The organism is Burkholderia sp. Tr-862, from assembly GCF_011753085.1.
GTDB classification, from domain to species: Bacteria; Pseudomonadota; Gammaproteobacteria; order Burkholderiales; family Burkholderiaceae; genus Burkholderia; species Burkholderia ambifaria.
Genome location: NZ_VWWG01000146.1, coordinates 1 through 15716 on the forward strand (window position 1 = coordinate 1; position 15716 = coordinate 15716).

Annotated in this window: 17 protein-coding genes; 9 read left to right on the forward strand and 8 right to left on the reverse strand. The window is 67.6% G+C overall.

The annotated features are described in order from the left end of the window. From F3J14_RS27385 to F3J14_RS27395, 3 genes are all read left to right on the forward strand, one after another. Positions 1 to 494, forward strand: a 494-nt coding sequence (locus tag F3J14_RS27385) for a zinc-binding dehydrogenase (protein WP_166725622.1), incomplete at its 5' end; no start/stop codon positions are given. A gap of 33 nt (positions 495 to 527) precedes the next feature. Beyond that, positions 528 to 1403: an SDR family NAD(P)-dependent oxidoreductase gene (locus F3J14_RS27390; RefSeq protein WP_166725623.1), complete on the forward strand. Its 876-nt coding sequence runs from the start codon at positions 528 to 530 to the stop codon at positions 1401 to 1403. A gap of 1 nt (position 1404) precedes the next feature. Next, positions 1405 to 2229: an SDR family NAD(P)-dependent oxidoreductase gene (locus F3J14_RS27395; RefSeq protein ID WP_166725624.1), complete on the forward strand. Its 825-nt coding sequence runs from the start codon at positions 1405 to 1407 to the stop codon at positions 2227 to 2229. A 54-nt stretch (positions 2230 to 2283) separates the two neighbouring features. Here F3J14_RS27395 and F3J14_RS27400 read toward each other — a convergent pair whose 3' ends face one another. The 4 genes from F3J14_RS27400 to F3J14_RS27415 all read right to left on the reverse strand — a co-directional run bounded on the left by F3J14_RS27400 (position 2284) and on the right by F3J14_RS27415 (position 4859). After that, complete coding sequence (locus F3J14_RS27400; protein WP_166725625.1) at positions 2284 to 2532, reverse strand: hypothetical protein; 249 nt, start codon at positions 2530 to 2532, stop codon at positions 2284 to 2286. A 126-nt stretch (positions 2533 to 2658) separates the two neighbouring features. Continuing rightward, positions 2659 to 3633: a threo-3-hydroxy-L-aspartate ammonia-lyase gene (locus tag F3J14_RS27405; protein ID WP_166725626.1), complete on the reverse strand. Its 975-nt coding sequence runs from the start codon at positions 3631 to 3633 to the stop codon at positions 2659 to 2661. A 69-nt stretch (positions 3634 to 3702) separates the two neighbouring features. Next, a complete protein-coding gene (locus F3J14_RS27410; RefSeq protein WP_166725627.1) occupies positions 3703 to 4341 on the reverse strand; it encodes a PAS domain-containing protein in 639 nt (212 codons plus the stop codon). Continuing rightward, positions 4338 to 4859: a YbaK/prolyl-tRNA synthetase associated domain-containing protein gene (locus F3J14_RS27415; RefSeq protein WP_166725628.1), complete on the reverse strand. Its 522-nt coding sequence runs from the start codon at positions 4857 to 4859 to the stop codon at positions 4338 to 4340. The genes F3J14_RS27410 and F3J14_RS27415 overlap by 4 nt, the downstream gene beginning before the upstream one ends. Before the next feature lie 387 nt (positions 4860 to 5246). Here F3J14_RS27415 and F3J14_RS27420 point away from each other — a divergent pair, with 387 nt between their 5' ends. Beyond that, positions 5247 to 6833, forward strand: coding sequence for an isocitrate lyase (locus tag F3J14_RS27420; protein ID WP_166725629.1), 1587 nt, complete (start codon positions 5247 to 5249; stop codon positions 6831 to 6833). A gap of 53 nt (positions 6834 to 6886) precedes the next feature. On the opposite strand, the gene F3J14_RS27425 is transcribed toward F3J14_RS27420, so the two are convergent. Together F3J14_RS27425 and F3J14_RS27430 are read right to left on the reverse strand one after the other, a co-directional pair. Next, positions 6887 to 7603 (reverse strand): EthD domain-containing protein, encoded by a 717-nt coding sequence (locus F3J14_RS27425; RefSeq protein ID WP_166725630.1) that lies wholly within the window; start codon positions 7601 to 7603, stop codon positions 6887 to 6889. 51 nt (positions 7604 to 7654) lie between these two features. After that, a complete protein-coding gene (locus tag F3J14_RS27430; protein WP_166725631.1) occupies positions 7655 to 8167 on the reverse strand; it encodes a nuclear transport factor 2 family protein in 513 nt (170 codons plus the stop codon). Between the two features lie 209 nt (positions 8168 to 8376). Between F3J14_RS27430 and F3J14_RS27435 the strand changes: the two genes are divergently transcribed. From F3J14_RS27435 to F3J14_RS27455, 5 genes are all read left to right on the forward strand, one after another. Continuing rightward, positions 8377 to 8877 carry a nuclear transport factor 2 family protein gene (locus F3J14_RS27435; protein ID WP_166725632.1) on the forward strand — a complete coding sequence of 167 codons (501 nt, stop codon included), beginning with the start codon at positions 8377 to 8379 and terminating at the stop codon, positions 8875 to 8877. Between the two features lie 58 nt (positions 8878 to 8935). After that, positions 8936 to 9802, forward strand: a complete 867-nt coding sequence (locus F3J14_RS27440; RefSeq protein WP_166725633.1) for an SDR family NAD(P)-dependent oxidoreductase — start codon at positions 8936 to 8938, stop codon at positions 9800 to 9802. Positions 9803 to 9811: 9 nt separating this feature from the next. After that, a complete protein-coding gene (locus tag F3J14_RS27445; protein ID WP_166725634.1) occupies positions 9812 to 10567 on the forward strand; it encodes an SDR family oxidoreductase in 756 nt (251 codons plus the stop codon). Between the two features lie 125 nt (positions 10568 to 10692). Continuing rightward, positions 10693 to 11469, forward strand: a complete 777-nt coding sequence (locus F3J14_RS27450) for a glucose 1-dehydrogenase (protein WP_166725635.1) — start codon at positions 10693 to 10695, stop codon at positions 11467 to 11469. A gap of 527 nt (positions 11470 to 11996) precedes the next feature. Then, positions 11997 to 13862, forward strand: coding sequence for a phosphoenolpyruvate carboxykinase (GTP) (locus tag F3J14_RS27455; RefSeq protein WP_166725636.1), 1866 nt, complete (start codon positions 11997 to 11999; stop codon positions 13860 to 13862). A gap of 135 nt (positions 13863 to 13997) precedes the next feature. Here F3J14_RS27455 and F3J14_RS27460 read toward each other — a convergent pair whose 3' ends face one another. Together F3J14_RS27460 and F3J14_RS27465 are read right to left on the reverse strand one after the other, a co-directional pair. Next, a complete protein-coding gene (locus F3J14_RS27460; protein ID WP_166725637.1) occupies positions 13998 to 14903 on the reverse strand; it encodes an NAD-dependent epimerase/dehydratase family protein in 906 nt (301 codons plus the stop codon). 83 nt (positions 14904 to 14986) lie between these two features. After that, positions 14987 to 15716 (reverse strand): SDR family oxidoreductase (locus F3J14_RS27465; protein WP_166725638.1); only part of this gene is annotated, 730 nt, incomplete at its 5' end.

A 15716-nucleotide genomic window follows, 5' to 3' on the forward strand; every position in this document is an offset into this window, starting at 1 on the left:
GGGCCCAGGCGGGCGCACGGTGCGCCGCGACGTGCTCGGGGCGCAACCGCGCGAGGGTCGAATCGCTCGGCGCGGCTGTGAGCATCGACTATCGCGCGCAGGACATCGCGGCGGCCCTGCGGGCGTGGGCCCCCGGCGGCGTCGATCTCGTGCTCGACGCGGTCGGCGGCGACACGCTGCCCGATGCGCTCGACCTGCTGGCGCCCGGCGGCACGCTCGTGACCATCATGACGCTCGCGGCCGGTGATGCCGAGCGGCTTGCCGTGACGGCGGCCGAAGCCGCGCGGCGCGGCCTGCGCACCGCGATGACGTACAGCCGGATGCCGAGCGGCGCCACGCTCGCCTCGATCGCCGAACGGCTCGGCCAGCGCGTATTGCACGTGCCGCGCTTCGACAGTTTCCCGCTGGAACAGGCCGCACGCGCGCTCGATCTCGTTCAAACGGGCGACGCGAAAACCAAGTTCGTGCTGCATGTTGCGGATATCGCGGGCTGAACGGCACGCACCCACAATTCCATCGGAGACATCATGACCGACACCCGAACCGCGACGCTCGCGGGCAAATGCGCGCTCGTGACCGGCGCGAGCCGCGGCATCGGCCGCGCGATCGCGCAGCGCCTCGCGTCCGAAGGCGCGACCGTCGTCGTGACGGCGCGCAGCCTCACGCAATCGGCGACGACCGCCGGCACGCTCGCCGAAACAGTCGCGCTGATCGAACAGGCGGGCGGCCGCGCGATCGCACTCGCGGCCGACCTGTCGAACCCGGCCGAGCGCGATGCGCTCGTCGGGCGCGCGGCACAGGCTGCCGGCGGCCTCGACATCCTCGTGAACAACGCGGGTGTGGCCGACTACTCGTGCGTCGACGCGATGCCGATGGCGATGTTCGACACGACGATCGAACACTATCTGCGCATCCCGTTCGCACTGAGCCAGGCCGCGATCCCGCTGATGCGTGCGCGCGGCGCCGGCTGGATCGTGAACGTCGGCTCGGTCACCGCACTCGCGCCGCTGCGGCCGTTCGACGATTTCTCGCGCGCGGGCGGCGCGACCGTCTATGCGGCGGCCAAGGCCGCGCTGTCGCGCTTCACGCAGGGGCTCGCGGCCGAACTCGAAGTCGACGGCATCGCGGTGAACCTGGTCGCGCCGAGCACCGCGATCCGTACGCCGGGCGCGGCACGTTACATCCCGGAAGGCTATCCGACCGAGGACGTCGCCTATCTCGCGGAAACCGCGCTCGCGCTGTGCAGTCTGCCGGCGCGCGAGCGCACGGGCCTCGTCACGCACAGCCTGCATTTCCCGCTGTCGCAGGGGCTCGCGGTGCGCTCGCTCGACGGCCGCACGCCGTTGCCGCCGCCCGTGATTCCCGCGTATGCGCATCCCCGTATCGACCCGACCGGACGCTGACATGACACATTCGATTCGCTTCGACGGCGGCACCGCCGTGATCACCGGCGCGGCCAGCGGCATCGGCAGCGGCCTCGCGCGCCACGCGGCCGCGCTCGGCATGCGCGTGGTGCTGGCCGACCTCGACCCGGCGAAGCTCGACGCATTCGCCGCCACGCTCGACACGGACGTGCTGTGCGTGCCGACCGACGTGAGCCGGCCGGAAGCCGTCGACGCGCTGGCCGACGCCGCCTGGCAGCGCTTCGGCGGCGTCGACCTGCTGTTCAACAACGCGGGCGTGATGGCGACCGGCTTCAGCTGGGAAATCACGCCGGAACGGTTCGAGCGCAGTTTCGCGATCAACGTGCACGGCGTGATGAACGGGATTCGCAGCTTCGTGCCGCGCATGCTCGAACGCAACGTGCCGGCGCGCGTCGTCAACACCGCGTCGGTCGGCGGGTTCCTGCCGAGCCCGTTGATGTCGCCTTACTCGGCGACGAAATTCGCGGTGGTCGCGCTGACCGAATCGCTGTACGGCGAGCTGAAGATGCTCGGCGCGCCGGTCGGCGTGTCGCTGCTCGCGCCCGGCCCGGTGCAGTCGGGCATCTTCAACGACCCGTTCGGCGCCACGCACGACCGGCCCGAAGTGCAGGGCTTCGTCGATACGATGCGCGCGATGCTGCACGCGCACGGACTCACGCCCGACGCATTCGCCGCGCGGGTGTTCGATGGCATTCGAGACGGGCGTTACTGGCTGATTCCGCAACCGGAGACGATCGACGGCGCGCTGCAGCGGCGCACCGCGGACATCCTCGCCGCACGCGATCCGTCGCTGCCGTCGTTGTGATGTCGTTGTTGTGTCGTGACAGGGGCCGGCCGTCCGACGCGGCCGGCTCACGTTTTACATATGCGAGCCCGAGCGCGTGCGGCCGCTGGGATCGCCGCCGCGATCGGGCGGCGTATTGTTCTGATCGATCTTCGCGAGCACGAAGCCGGCGGGCGGCAGCGCGGCGGGCGAACGGTGGGTGGCCTGCGCGACGGGGCCGTGCGGCGACGCGGCGGGAGGGCTGGATGACGTAACGCCCTGTTGAGCGAACGCCGAAAGGGATGCTGCCGCGAGGGCGGCGGCGACGATCGCGTGCATGTTCATGGCGACTCCTTCTTCACGACTGCGGGATACCTGATCAGTCTAGGGCGCGAAACTTAACGCGCCGTGAAGGAGCGGCGGCACGCGGATGACAGGATGTTCATCCAGGTCATCCGCGTGCGCCGACGGTCATGCGGAGGCGGACACCAGCGCGCAGAAGTTCTCGAGATCGACGTTGCCGCCGCTGATCACGATGCCGACGCGCTTGCCCTTCAGTTCGTCCTTCATCCGGCGCGCGGCCGCGAGCGACAGGCAGCCGGTCGGCTCGACGACAATCTTCATACGGGTCGCGAAGAAACGCATGCAGTCGACCAGCTCGGCGTCGGTCGCGGTCAGGATGTCGTCGACGTCGCGCCGCAGGATCGGAAACGTCAGGTTGCCGAGGTGCTGCGTCTGCGCGCCGTCGGCGATCGTGCGCGGCGTGTCGATATGGACGATCGAGCCGGACCGGAACGACTGCTGGCCGTCGTTGCCGGCTTCCGGCTCGACGCCGTACAGCTTTGCGTGCGGCGACAGCGCGCGCGTGGCGAGCGCCGTGCCCGACAACAGGCCGCCGCCGCCGAGCGGCGTGAACACCGCGTCCAGCGGCCCGACCTCGTCGAACAATTCCTTTGCCGCCGTGCCCTGGCCCGCGATCACGTCCGCATGGTCGTACGGCGGGACCAGCGTGAGCCCGTGTTTGTCCGCAAGCTCGCGGCCGATCTGCTCGCGGTCCTCGGTGTAGCGGTCGTAGGTCACGACGTTGCCGCCGTAGCCGCGCGTCGCGGCCATCTTCGCGGCCGGCGCGTCCTGCGGCATCACGATCGTCGCCGGAATGCCGAGGATGCGCGCCGACAGCGCGATCGCCTGCGCATGGTTGCCGGACGAGAACGCGACGACGCCGTTGCGGCGCTGCGTCGCGTCGAAGCGCGACAGCGCGTTGAACGCGCCGCGGAACTTGAATGCGCCCATACGCTGCAGGTTCTCGCACTTGAAGAACACCTGCGCGCCGAGCGCTTCGTCGATCGTGCGCGACGTCATCACGGGCGTGCGGTGCGCGTGGCCTTCGAGCCGTGCCGCGGCGGCCGCGACGTCGTCGTAGGTGGGGAGGGTCGGAGTGTTCATGAGTCGCTCGTCGGAAGGTCGGTCAATTGGTCAGCAGGGCGCGCGCCGGGCGCGCCTGCGCATCACGCATCATTTCGCATCGTTGTAGACGGTGGCGCGCGACACGCCGAGGTGCTGCGACACGATTTCCATCGCGCGGCGCACCTCGAGGAAGCCGTCCGCCTTCAGCGTCTGCATCAGCTCGCGGCGCTGGTCGGTCTTCAGCTCGCGCGGCGTGGTCGCCAGGCGCGTCGCGAACGCATCGATGCGCTGCCGGATCGCGTCCGCACCGGCCGGGTCGAGCGTGTCGATGACGGGTTCGCCTTCGGTGCTGCAGAACTGGTTCAGCATGCCCTGGAAGCCGCGGAACAGCGTGACGTCCGCGTTCAGGCACAGCGCGGCCACGTAGCGGCCGCTCGAATCCTTGATGCCGATCGACGTGCTTTTCGCGGTGCGGCCGTCGGCGAAGCGGTTCGCGTAGTTCGCGAGCACCTGCGGGTAGTCGTCGTCCTCGATGCGGGCGAGCCCGAGCTCGGTCGCCGGATCGCCGACCGCGCGGCCCGACAGGTTGTTGTGGATCGCGAGGATCGCGTGTTCCGGCGTGCGCAGGTCGTGCACGACGACCTCGGTGAACGGCGCGAACATCGCGCCGAGCCCTTCGGCGATGCGCAGCACCTGCTCGATCAGCGATGCCTGCTCCAGTTGCGGGCGGGGGCGTGGCGTGGTCATGCGTTGGCCTGCAGCGCGGGCGCGTTGGCGGCTTCCGGCCGCGTGATGTCGGCCAGCAGCGGGCGGGCGATCCGCACGTAGTCGGACGCGTCGAGCACGACCGAGCGGTCGAGGCGGCCCGCGTTGAACGCGATTTCGTCGTTGAGTTCGATCAGCGCGGGGTCGACGACGAGCGTCACGTTCGCGTCGAACACGAACGGCGGCACGGCGCCCATCACGCAGCGCGTGACCGCGGCCGCGAGTTCGGGCGGCGCGAGCGTCGCCTTGCGGCGGCCGAGCGCGTCGGCGACCTTGCGGAAATCGATCTTCAGGTGGCCGGGGATCACCGCGAGCGCGGTGGCGCCGCCGCCGTCCTTGAATGTACAGAGCATCGCCTTCGCGCCCTGTTCGGGACGCGTGCCGCGAATCGCGGCGATCACGTCGGATTTGCCTTCGGCCGGGTGATCCAGCACGCGGAACCGCGCGCCGGAGGTTGTCAGCAGCTCGCACAGCGTGTCGAAAACGGGGTAGTCGCTCATGTCGTTCCGGGCAGGAGGGGCGCATTCGGTGCGCCGTCAATGGATTGTCCAAGTATAGAAGTTTTGTCATGCGTATGACAAAAGCCCGCAGCATGGATCGCCATGTCTGTCGTCGCACCAACAGCCGAAAGATCGTTTCATATCGCGGAACGCCGGTCGAATTTCCGGCGCGCGGCCGTCCCGCCGCTTGAAAACTTGTTTTGCATCGCAAAAACGCGCGCTTATCTCATTGAAAAACAAGCGAAATTTATATCTTATGTCTTATATAAGACTTCATCGACAGCGCACCGGGCGGCGTTACTATTAAGTCCATGCAGTTCGCTTCGTCACACGGAGCGGGCACGCTGAACCCTTTACTCAAATGCGCTTCGTTCCCAGGAGATAGACATGTCCCAATATCAAGACGACATCAAGGCAGTGGCTGGTTTGAAGGAGAAGCAAGGCAGCGCGTGGGATGCCATCAATCCGGAATCGGCTGCCCGCATGCGCGCCCAGAACAAGTTCAAGACGGGCCTGGACATCGCCCGCTACACCGCGAAGATCATGCGCGCCGACATGGCCGCGTACGATGCGGACCCGACCAAGTACACGCAGTCGCTGGGTTGCTGGCACGGCTTCATCGGCCAGCAGAAGATGATCTCCATCAAGAAGCACTTCAACAGCACCGAACGCCGTTACCTGTACCTGTCGGGCTGGATGGTCGCCGCGCTGCGTTCGGAGTTCGGCCCGCTGCCGGACCAGTCGATGCATGAAAAGACCTCGGTCAGCGCGCTGATCCGCGAGCTGTACACGTTCCTGCGCCAGGCCGACGCCCGTGAGCTGGGCGGCCTGTTCCGCGAGCTGGATGCGGCCAAGGATGCGGCTGCCAAGGCCGCGATCCAGGAAAAGATCGACAACCACGTGACGCACGTCGTGCCGATCATCGCCGACATCGACGCCGGTTTCGGCAATGCCGAAGCAACGTACCTGCTGGCCAAGCAGTTCATCGAAGCAGGCGCGTGCTGCATCCAGATCGAGAACCAGGTGTCCGACGAGAAGCAGTGCGGCCACCAGGACGGCAAGGTCACGGTGCCGCACGAGGACTTCCTCGCGAAGATCCGCGCGATCCGCTACGCGTTCCTGGAACTGGGCGTGGACGACGGCATCATCGTCGCCCGTACCGACTCGCTCGGCGCCGGCTTGACCAAGCAGATCGCCGTGACCAACACGCCGGGCGACCTGGGCGACCAGTACAACGCGTTCCTCGACTGCGAAGAGCTGTCGGCCGACCAGCTCGGCAACGGTGACGTCGTCATCAAGCGCGACGGCAAGCTGCTGCGTCCGAAGCGCCTGCCGAGCAACCTGTTCCAGTTCCGCTCGGGCACGGGCGAAGCGCGTTGCGTGCTGGATTGCATCACGTCGCTGCAGAACGGCGCCGACCTGCTGTGGATCGAAACCGAAAAGCCGCACATCGCGCAGATCGGCGGCATGGTCAGCGAAATCCGCAAGGTGATCCCGAATGCGAAGCTGGTGTACAACAACAGCCCGTCGTTCAACTGGACGCTGAACTTCCGTCAGCAGGTGTATGACGCGATGCAGGCAGAGGGCAAGGACGTGTCGGCATACGACCGCGCGCAGCTGATGAGCGTCGAGTACGACCAGACCGAGCTGGCCGCGCTCGCCGACGAGAAGATCCGCACGTTCCAGGCCGATGCGTCGCGTGAAGCGGGCATCTTCCATCACCTGATCACGCTGCCGACGTACCACACGGCTGCGCTGTCGACCGACAACCTCGCGAAGGAATACTTCGGCGACCAGGGCATGCTCGGTTACGTGGCCGGCGTGCAGCGCAAGGAAATCCGCCAGGGCATCGCGTGCGTCAAGCACCAGAACATGTCCGGCTCGGATATCGGCGACGACCACAAGGAATACTTCAGCGGCGACGCAGCGCTGAAGGCAGCGGGCAAGGACAACACGATGAACCAGTTCTCGTAATCGTCGCACCCGCGGCACGACGCCAACCCGTTTAGCGCGGGTTGGCGTTTTTTTTATCCGCGCACCGCCTTCACGACGTACTGGCTCGTCGGCACCACGTCGATCTTGTCGAAATCGATGAAGCGTCCGCAGCTGTCCATCATCTGCGCGACGTTGCGCTGGAACTTCTCCTCGTCGCCGACCGCATCGAAGAACGCGTACGGATCGGTCATCGCCGCGGCCGGGAAGCATTCCTCGACGATCGCGTCGTAGCCGGGCGCCGCATGCGTGAGCGCGCGCACGACGACGTTCTGCACGTACAGGAAGTTGTCCTGCGTATCGATCGCGACGCGCGTGTGATGGCCGTGCCACACGTCGAGCCACGCTTCGTGCGTGAGACGCGGCGGGCGCTTCAGGAACGCGAGCTGCGAGAACCCGCTCGTGCGCTCGCCGGGCCGCGCCGGAAAACGCGTGTTCGGAATCGGTTGCGACTCGGTGACGAGATACGCGGCCATGTGCGGCACGACCGTGCGCACCGCGTCGTCGAACGGCTGGCGGAACATCGGGTTCGCGCTGTCGACCCACACCGCGACGATCCCGTCGATGCCCGGGTGCGTGTTGGTCTGCTTCAGGCCGGCGGCCGGCGCGACATCGGCGTCGGCGACGTTCACCTGCACGCCGTGCGCGCCGAGCGACAGCAGCTTGTCGGCGAGCTGCGCGCGCACGCTGCGGCTCCATGGCTCGGGCGCGGCCTGCGCATCGCGCCACAACACGTAAATGACTTTCTCCATTGCTTCGGCTCCAGGGGGGAATGACGGGATCGGCGGCGCCGCCGCCGCGTTTCAGGACGCGCTGACGGCAGCATCGGCCGCATCGTGTGCGTCCGGTGCGAAGCGGGTCGCGGTCAGCGTGAACGACGGCGGAATCGGCGACGTGACGGTTTCGAACAGCCGCTCGTGGCGCGTCGCGTGGATGCGCCACACGCCGTCGCGCTTCACGTACTGGTCGTCGTAGAACGCGGTGCCGTGCAGCAGATAGTCGTCCTCGAGATTGATCGCGTGATCCTCGAGAAACCATACGCCGCACGCGTGATCGGGCGACACCAGCGTGAGTTCGGGGTGATGGCCGTGATGCATCGTCAGGAAGGTCGGCTTGCCGATCAGCTCGCGCAGGCTCGACACGAACGCGTCGCGGCCGTCGTACGCATAGCGGCCGCCGTACAGCCGTGCTTCGCAATCCTCGGTCAGGCATTGCGCGAGCAGCGACCAGTCGTGCGTGTCGACCGCGCGGAAATACCGGTACTTCAACTGGCGGATCTGCTCGTATTCGTAGAGCGTGCGGGTCGTCTCGTCCATCGCCGTATCTCGTGGTGGTGTCGTCCGATGGTAGGAACGAAGCCGCCTGCGTCACATCGTCTGTTCGGACGAACGCCGCACCGGCCGCGTTCGCCGCCGCCGATACGGACCGCCGGTTTCATCCAAACAGGTGATGGCCGGCCTCTCGTGCGCCTGTAACGTGGCGTCGACGCGGCTTCGATCCGCGCACACGAGACCAAGGAGGCGGCATGACCCCGATCGAACGAATGGAAGTGCGCGTGCGCAGGCTCGAGGACGCCGACGCGATCCGCCGCCTGAAGGCGCGCTACTTCACGTGCTGCGATCGCAAGGATCCCGAAGGGATGCGCGACTGCTTCGCGCCCGGCACCGTGCGAATCGACTACGGCCGGATCGGCACGTTCGACCATCGCGATGCGCTCGTCGATGTGTTCGAGCGGCTCGGCTGCCATCCGCACATCGTCGAGATGCACCACGGCGTGAATCCCGACATCACCGTGCTCGACGACACGCACGCGCGCGGCACGTGGGGCCTGCATTACCAGATGCTCGACACCCACGCGCGCACGCTCACGCAGCTCGGCGCGACCTACGACGACGAATACCGCAAGATCGACGGCGAATGGAAGATCGCGGCCACGCGCTGCGTCGTCACGTCGACGCTGTCCGCCCGCTATGACGGCGATGCGCCGGGCGTGCTGTTCGCCGGCGCGCAACCGCCTGCCGCGTGATGTGCGACGCCGCATATCGCCCACGTCGGTTGAAAACATTCCCCAGGAGACATCGAACATGACACAGAACCACGAGGCGCCGGTCGCCGTCGTGACCGGCGCGTCGCGCGGCGCGGGCAAGGGCATCGCACGCGCACTCGGCGCGGCCGGCATGACCGTCTACGTGACGGGCCGCTCGCAGAACGAAGGCGATGCGCCGCTGCCCGGCACGATCCACGAGACCGCGCGCGAGATCGACGCGCTCGGTGGCCGCGGGATCGCGGTCGCGTGCGACCACGCGGACGACGCCCAGGTGAAGGCGCTGTTCGAGCGCGTCGAACGCGAAAGCGGGCGGCTCGACATTCTCGTCAACAACGCGACCTATCTGCACGATCAACTGATCCTGCCGGGCCCGTTCTGGGAGAAGTCGCTCGACCTCGTGAACATCCTCGATGTCGGCCTGCGCTCCGCGTACGTCGCGAGCTGGCATGCCGCGCCGTTGATGGCGAAGCGGCGCAGCGGGCTGATCGCGTTCATGTCGTCGTTCGGCGCGAGCTGCTACATGCACGGCGCCGCGTACGGCGCGCAGAAATCCGGCGTCGACAAGTTCGCGAAGGACATGGCCGTCGACCTGAAGCCGGTCGACGTCGCGGCCGTGTCGATCTGGATGGGGCCGCTGCGCACCGAGCGCACCACACGCGTATGGGAAGAACATCCGAACCTGTACCAGGAATTTTCGCTCGTCGCCGAAAGCCCGGAATTCACCGGCCGCGTGATTCACGCGATCCACGCCGATCCGCAGCGCATGGCGTTGTCCGGGCAGGTGCTGGTCGGCGCGGAAGCCGCGTTGCAGTACGGCATCGCGGATCTCGACGGCAAGCAGCCGCCGTCGTATCGCGCGTTGCTCGGCGGCCCCGTGCAGGCTCACCCCGCGATCGTCGCTTAAGGAGCACGCATGGGCATCCTCGAAGGCAAGGTCGCGCTCGTGACGGGCGCGGGGCAGGGCGTCGGGCAAGGCGTGGCGCACGCGCTCGCGGCCGAAGGCGCGCAGGTGGCCGTGGTCGGCCGCACGCGCGACAAGCTGGTCGCGACCTGCGACGCCATCCGCGCACGCGGCGGTGTCGCGGAGCCGTTCGTGTGCGACGTGATGGACGCCGCGCAGATCGCGCGGTGCGTCGACGCGGTCGTCGAACGGTTCCGCGGCGTGCAGATCCTGATCAACAACGCGCAGGTCGTGCCGCTCGGCCGCCTGCTCGACGTGACCGACGCGGATTTCCTCGCGGGCCTCGAGTCGGGGCCGATCGCGACGCTGCGGATGATGCGCGCATGCCATCCGCATCTGAAGGGTGACGGCGTGATCGTCAATTTCGCGTCGTCGGCCGCGGTGCGCTGGGACACGTCGGGTTACGGCGCCTACGCGGCGACCAAGGAAGCGATTCGCGCGCTCACGCGTGCGGCGGCATGCGAATGGGGCGCCGACGCCATCCGCGTGAACGCGGTCGCGCCGCATGCGCTGTCGCCGGCGCTGAAGGGCTGGGTCGACGCGAATCCGGACGAGGCCGCCGCGTTCTTCCGCACGATCCCGCTAGGACGCGTCGGCGACTGCGAGCAGGACATCGGGCGCGCGATCGTGTTTCTCGCGAGCCGCGATGCCGCGTACCTGACGGGCGCGACGCTGCCGCTCGACGGCGGGCAGGCGTACTGGGGCTGACGGCGGGCGCGGGGTTCCCGCGCCGCTGCATGGCCAATCATGGGCCGGCACGCAGGCGCGCATGCGCACGTCGAGGCCGGCAAACCGGACAAACCGAAATCGCAAGACATCGAAGAGAGGACGACATGGGTCGACTGGAAGGAAAGGTAGCGATCGTCACGGGCGGCGCGCGCGGGATGGGCGCGGCGACATGCAGGCTGTTCGTCGAAGAGGGCGCGCGCGTCGTGATCGGCGACGTGCTCGACGCGGAAGGCGAGGCGCTCGCGCGCGAACTCGGCGACGCCGCGCGCTTCATGCGGCTCGACGTGGCCGACGAAGCGAACTGGGCGCGCGTCGCCGACGCGACCGTCGAGCAGTTCGGCCGCATCGACGTGCTCGTCAACAACGCGGCGGTGCTGATGTTCGGCGCGATCACCGAGTTGTCGAAACGCGACTTCGAGCGTGCGGTGTCGATCAATCTGGTCGGCACGTTCGTCGGGATTCGCACGATCGCGCCGCGCATGATCGCGCAGAAGCGCGGCTCGATCGTCAACATTTCGTCGGTGGACGGGCTGCGCGGCGTGAACGCGCTGGCCGCTTACGTGTCGAGCAAATGGGGCGTGCGCGGGCTGACGAAGGTCGCGGCGCTGGAACTCGGCCACCAGGGCGTGCGCGTGAATTCGATCCATCCGGGCGGCGTGAACACGGCGATGTCGAACCCGAGCGGCGCACCGCTCGACGAAGTCAACAAGCACTACACGCACGTGCCGCTGCAACGCGTCGGTTTGCCTGACGAAATCGCGCGCGCGACGCTGTTCCTCGCGAGCGACGAAGCGTCGTACTGCAACGGCGCCGAGCTGGCTGTCGACGGCGGGATGGCGGCAGGCGCGTATTACCCCGGATTGCCGGGCGCGCCGCTTTGAGCGGTGGCGCACACAACGCGTTCTCGACGGATGTTTGTGTGCGCAACCTAATTCAGGGTTTGCCTGAGTAGCGAAAACGCCAATTCGGTCCCCGCCCATTCGGGGGCACTGCATACGAACGCGTCGCGCCGATTTTTCCGCCTTCGCGAAACCCTTGCCGGACGGACGTTTCCAGCCGTTTCGTCCCCAAAGCGCACGCGTCGGCACAATAAAAGGGACTGGCCGGCAAGCGGCATGCCGGTGCGTCGTCACAATTGTTTCTTGTTGCAACGCAACGCCCGCCCAATAACGGCGATGGTATGCTGGCCGGCATGGAGTTGTACGGCAGGTTGCTTGCATGGCGAAACTCGCGTTCGCACGCTCATACGAGACATCACATTCTCTCGCCCGCATCGCGGCATCGACACGCGCTCCGCTCGCGCGTCCCCCCTTGCGCGTCGCTTCCACCTGCGCTCCGACCGCATTCACCCATCTGGCGGGCTCGCCCCGCATCCTCGATCCCCTTCCAATAGTCTGGAGACATTTCCATGTCGCATAACACCTTGGCCGAAGCGACGCACAGCCCGCTGATCGCTCCCCCGGCCTTCGTCAAGCATCGCAAACTGATCGAGTGGGTGTCGCGCATCGCGGCGCTCACGGAGCCCGAACGCGTCGTGTGGTGCGACGGCTCGCAGGAAGAGAACGACGCGCTGTGCCAGGCGATGGTCGACCAGGGCACGCTCACGCGCCTGAATCCGGCGAAGCGCCCGAACTCGTATCTCGCGCAATCCGATCCGTCGGACGTCGCGCGCGTCGAGGATCGCACGTTCATCTGCACGCCATCGCCCGACGACGTCGGCCCGACCAACAACTGGATCGCGCCCGAAGAAATGCGCGAGACGCTGAACGGTCTGTTCCGCGGCTCGATGCGCGGACGCACGCTGTACGTCGTGCCGTTCTCGATGGGCCCACTCGGCTCGCCGATCGCGCATATCGGCGTCGAGCTGTCCGACAGCCCGTACGTGGTCGTGAACATGCGGATCATGACGCGCATGGGCCGCGAGGTCTATGACGTGCTCGGCGAGGACGGCGATTTCGTGCCGTGCGTGCACAGCGTCGGCCATCCGCTGGACGCGGGTCAGAAGGACGTGCCGTGGCCGTGCAACCCGGTCAAGTACATCGTGCATTTCCCCGAGACGCGCGAGATCTGGAGCTTCGGTTCCGGCTACGGCGGCAACGCGCTGCTCGGCAAGAAATGCTTCGCGCTGCGCATCGCGTCGACGATGGGCCGCGACCAGGGCTGGCTCGCCGAACACATGCTGATCCTCGGCGTGACGTCGCCGGCCGGCAAGAAGTATCACGTCGCTGCGGCGTTCCCGTCCGCGTGCGGCAAGACCAACTTCGCGATGCTGATTCCGCCGCAGGGCTTCGACGGCTGGAAGGTCACGACGATCGGCGACGACATCGCGTGGCTGAAGCCGGGCCGCGATGGCCGCCTGTACGCGATCAACCCGGAAGCCGGCTTCTTCGGCGTCGCGCCGGGCACCGGCGTGAAGACCAATCCGAACGCGATCTCGACGCTGAAGGAAAACGTGATCTTCACGAACGTCGCGCTGACGGAAGACGGCGACGTGTGGTGGGAAGGCCTGACCGACACGCCGCCCGCGAAGCTGACCGACTGGCAAGGCAACCCGTGGACGCCGGAAATCGGCAAGGAAACGGGCCGCAAGGCCGCGCATCCGAACTCGCGCTTCACGGCGCCCGCATCGCAATGCCCGTCGATCGACGCGGACTGGGAGAACCCGGCCGGCGTGCCGATCGACGCGTTCATCTTCGGCGGCCGTCGCTCGACGACCGTGCCGCTCGTGACCGAAGCGCGCGATTGGGTCGAAGGCGTGTACATGGCCGCAACGATGGGCTCGGAGACGACCGCCGCCGCCGTCGGCGAGCAAGGCATCGTGCGCCGCGACCCGTTCGCGATGCTGCCGTTCTGCGGTTACAACGTGAGCGATTATTTCGCGCACTGGCTGAAGATCGGCAAGCAGCTCGAAGGCACGGGCGCGAAGCTGCCGAAGATCTACTGCGTGAACTGGTTCCGCAAGGACGCGAACGGCAAGTTCGTGTGGCCGGGTTTCGGCGAGAACATGCGCGTGCTGAAGTGGATGCTCGATCGCCTCGAAGGCAACGGCGGTGGCGGCGAACATGCGTTCGGCGTGTCGCCGGCCTATGACGACCTGCACTGGGACGGGCTCGACTTCACGCGCGAGCAGTTCGACGCGGTGACGTCGATGAACGCCGACGAATGGCGCGAGGAGCTGAAGCTGCATGCGGCGCTGTTCGACACGCTGAAGCTGCGCCTGCCGACCGAGCTGACCGACACGATGAAGAAGATCGAACAGCGCATCGGCGGCTGACGCGCCGCATCGACCACGACGTAGCGGCATATCGACGTAGCGCCATCGACGTCCCGCCGCCGGCATCCGTCGCCGGCGGCGGGACGTCGTCGTTTGAGCCGCGTTTTCAGCTTGGCGTGTGCGTCGAGCGTGCGCTTACGCGCCGCACTGCGCGACCACTTCGTCGACCGCGCGCTGCACGTCGCCGCGCCGGTAGCGCAGCAGCGCGATATCGGCCGGATCGGGCTCATACGATACGACGTTGCCGCGGCCCGTATAGATCGCGATGTCCGGCAGCAGCGGATGCTCCTGGTCGAGCGACGGCACCGTTTGCGGATTGCCGGCCGCGCGGAAGAACGCCGCGAAGTAGTCGGCGAAGCTCAGGTTCTCGTCGCCGACGAGATACGCCTTGCCGGATTCGCCGCGCTGCAGCGCGCCCCAGATCGCTTCCGACAGCGATTGCGTCGAGATGAAGTTGCTGCCGCCGGCCGGCCCGTACACCGGCAGCCCGGCGAGCTTGCCCTGCGCATAGCCCGTGTACGCGGCGAACATCTCGTTGCGCAGCCCCGGCACCGACCCGACGACGAACGGCGCATTGACGCTGCATACCGCGAACGACGGCGACGCGAGCGCGCGCACGCGTTCGTCGGCGAGATGACGCGAGCGTACGTACGGCACGGTGTCGACGAGCGCCGGCGCGACCTGCGGATAGAAGCTGCCGACCAGCACCGCGCGCTTCACGCCCGCGTCGCGCGCGAGCGCGAAGAAGCGCGGCACCGCGTCGACGTTTGCGCGTTCCCAGTGCGCCGCTTCGTCGGTGCCGGGCGGCAGGTGGCGAATGTCGTTGCCGGCCGCGAACACGACCGCGTCGAACGGCGCGAGATCGTCGCGCGTGAAGTCGCCGGCGACGTAGTCGCGCAGCAGCACGTCGAACTGCGCGAGTGCGGTGCCGTGCGCCGGCGGCTTGCGCGCGGCGAGCGTCACGTCGTTGCCTTGTGCGCGCAGATGCAGCGCGGCGTGGCCGCCGATGAGGCCGGTACCGCCGATGATCAGGACTTTCATGATGTCTCCCGCAGCGGCACGGATGCGCCGCTTGAATTGAACCGATGATTGAACGGATGACGCCGCGCGCAGCGGCGGCCTGCTCAGAAATTGAAGCCGTTGCCGGTGACGACCGGCATGTTGGTCCAGAAGCCGTTCGGGTCGCGATACCAGCCGGCCGCCGCGAGTGCGCCGCCATCCACGTGCAGCGTCGTGCCGGTGACCCACGCGGCGAGCGGGCTCGCGAGGAAGAGCGCGGCGCCCGCGATGTCGCCGGCGGCACCGAAGCGTCCGAGCGGAATCCAGCGCGGGATGTGGCTGTGGTGCTCGGCCGCGACCATCGCGCTGACGGGCACCTGCGGCGTCTCGGTGGTTTCCGGCGCGATCTGGTTCACGCGGATGCCGGCCGGCCCGAGCTCGAGCGCGAGGCTTTTTGTGAAGCCGGTCAGCGCGGCCTTGAACGACGCATAGACGGTGCAGTTCGGAATCGCGCGAAAACCCTCGATCGACGACACGCCGACGATGCTGCCGCCTGCGCCGCGCTTGCGCAGCAACGGCAGCATCGCGCGCGTGACGACGAACACCTGGCGCAGATTCACGTCGAACAGCCGCGCGATGTCGTCGTCGCCGTAATCGTCGAACGGTTTCGCGATCCCCAGGAAATCGCCGACGTTGTTGACGAGCACGTCGAGGCCGCCGAAGCGCGCGTCGATCGTCCGCGCGAAGGCGTCGACCTCGTCGCGGCGCGTGACGTCCACGGTGCCGACCAGCGCATCGACGCCCGCGGCTTCGAGCGCCTGGCGAACGTCCTGCGCGCGTGCGGGATCGCGCTCG